Here is a 2718-nt window from a genome sequence, read left to right on the forward strand (position 1 = left end):
AGTATCTCTTTAATTCATTATTTTTTGAAATCTATAATTTCTTTTTTATCAAGTGTTACTGTAGTTTCGCTTAAACTAGTATGTGCTATTACTTTACCTTCTCTTATTGAATAATATACTGGCACTTGTCTCCTTATAGCATCAAACCCGTTTTCCGCAGGTAATACTATTAAGTTACCTGGCTTTCCTACTTCTATTCCATATTTATCTTGTATATTAAGTGTTTTTGCACTATTATTAGTTATTAAATCTATAGACTCATTTATTTGCCCATACCCCATCATTTGGCATACATGAAGTCCCATATGAAGAACTTGCAACATATTTCCTGTTCCAAGTGGATTCCATGGATCCATTATATCGTCATGTCCAAAGCATACATTTATATTTGATTCTACCATTTCTTTAACCCTTGTTATACCTCTTCTTTTAGGATAAGTATCAAATCTACCTTGAAGGTGTATATTTACAAGTGGATTTGCTATAAAATTAATTTTACTCATTTTTAAAAGTCTAAATAGTTTATATACGTAAGCTCCATTATATGAATGCATAGCTGTTGTATGACTTGCTGTTACTTTTTCACCCATATTATTTTCATATGCTCTAGTTGCCAGTACTTCTACAAATCTTGATTGTTCATCATCTATTTCATCACAATGTACATCTATTAAAACATTGTATTTTTTAGCTAGTTCAAACATTTTATCTATAGATTCTACCCCATATTCTCTAGTAAATTCAAAGTGAGGTATTGCCCCTATTACATCTGCACCAAGCTTTAAAGCTTCTTCTAATAATTGAAATCCATTAGGGAATGATAGTATACCTTCTTGTGGGAATGCAACTATTTGTAATGTTACATAATCCTTTAACTCTTCTCTTAGCTCTACCATAGCTTTTATAGCCGTTAAATTTTGGTCTGTTGTATCAACGTGAGTTCTTATAAATTGTATACCATTAGCAACTTGCCATGTTATGGCCTTTCTTGCTCTAGTTTTCACATCCTCTATTGTTAAAAATTCTTTTCTCTCTGACCAACATTCTATTCCTTCAAACAAAGTTCCACTTTCATTCCATCTTGGTTCTCCAGCAGTTAATGTTGTATCTAAGTGAACATGTGGTTCTATAAATGGTGGTATAACTAAAAATCCTTTTGCATCTATGACTTCTTCATTAGATTTTTCTATATTTGCTTCTATTTTAGTTATTACTCCATTTTCTATTAATATGTCTACTAAGTCATTATTGTTTCTTAATTTTGCATTTTTAATTAACATATTTATCCTCCTAAGATACTTCAATTTAATAAATTTATTGTTATTTAACTGCTGATTAAACTATTATGCAGCTTTTTTTATTTCTATGTCATTTGATTTAGTATTTATTTTACTTAAAGCAACATAAGTCACTATTGCAGTAAGTACTGAGTTTAAAGGTGTTATTCCAGGTATTGCATAAGCACCTATAACTCCTGCTACCCATGCTACTATTGCATTTATATTTAGATTTTTAAATTTTGCAATTTTAAAATCTACGTATTTAGCTTTATTTAATATAAAGTAATCTGCTATTATTATTGCACCTGTTGCTGGTATAAATGAATTTAGTAAGTTTAACCATCCCATAAAGTTGTTGTATAAGAACATTGCAAGTAATGTACCTACTATTCCATTTATTATAACCATTCTATTTTTAGGTTGCTTAGTTATATTTGAAAATCCAAGTCCTGAACCATAAAGTGCATTATCATTAGTTGTCCATATATTTAAACCTAATATTATTATTGCTGGTATTATAAGACCTTGCATGAACATTACTTCAGCAATATCTGATTGTCCTGTAACCATTGCTCCTATTGCACCAAAAGCTAACATTAATGAGTTACCTATTAAAAATGCTATTACTGTTGTTGATACTGCTATTTTTTTACTTTTAGAAAATCTTGTAAAATCTGCTGTTAATGTACCACCGCTTATAAAAGTTCCTACAACTGAAGCAAGTGCTGCACTCATTGTCATAGTTCCTGTTGGCTCTATAGCTAGTAATCCTGTCATACCTCCAACATCTCCTATAGCTTTTCCTGCTGATATACTTCCAAGTATTGCTATTGATGGAACTGCTATCATACTTAATATTGTAAGAGATTTCATTCCAAAGAATGCTGTTGCTGTCATTAATATACCTGATACTAAAACTAGTATTCCTACATCTATACCTGTAACCTTTGATACTGGTATAGCAAACATTGCAACGCCTACTCCAAACCATCCAACCTGTGTAGCTGATACTAAAAATGATACAAGATATGAACCTTTCTCACCAAATGAATATCTTGCAAGTAAGTGTGTTGAAAGTCCTGTATCTCCTGCCATATAAGCTAAAAGACCTGTATATACACATAATATTGTATTTCCTATAATTACAGCCGTTATAAATTGATCCATTCTAAGACTAGTTCCTAAATTTCCACCTGCTAACATACTCGCTGAGAAAAATGTAAATCCTAGCATAACAACTAACATTGGTATAAATCCTTTTTTTGAATTACTAGGTATTGCTTCTAGTGAATAATCATGATCGTGATGTTTTTTACTCATAATGATGTATCTCCTTTTATTACAAGTACCTATAAAAGAAAAAACCTCTTGCTAAGCAAGAGGTTTTCATACAAATAGTTTATTAAAATAAATTTAGATATAAATTATCCTATGATTT

2 protein-coding genes are annotated in these 2718 nt (G+C 30.3%); both read right to left on the minus strand.

Translation table 11 applies throughout. The features are described from left to right. Positions 1–17 precede the first annotated feature (17 nt). Positions 18–1280 carry a cytosine deaminase gene (locus JWF52_RS17880; RefSeq protein ID WP_208334841.1) on the minus strand — a complete coding sequence of 421 codons (1263 nt, stop codon included), beginning with the start codon at positions 1278–1280 and terminating at the stop codon, positions 18–20. A 63-nt stretch (positions 1281–1343) separates the two neighbouring features. Further along, a complete protein-coding gene (gene codB / locus JWF52_RS17885; RefSeq protein ID WP_208334842.1) occupies positions 1344–2600 on the minus strand; it encodes a cytosine permease in 1257 nt (418 codons plus the stop codon). Between the last annotated feature and the right edge of the window lie 118 nt (positions 2601–2718).

Source organism: Clostridium sp. CCUG 7971, assembly GCF_017590215.1.
Classification (GTDB): Bacteria; Bacillota; Clostridia; order Peptostreptococcales; family Peptostreptococcaceae; genus Faecalimicrobium.

What these genes read in the sequence shown, in the direction of transcription:
- JWF52_RS17880 (WP_208334841.1), bottom strand. Translation starts at nt 1,280, where the DNA reads ATGTTAATTAAAAATGCAAAATTAAGAAACAATAATGACTTAGTAGAC.
- codB (WP_208334842.1), bottom strand. Translation starts at nt 2,600, where the DNA reads ATGAGTAAAAAACATCACGATCATGATTATTCACTAGAAGCAATACCT.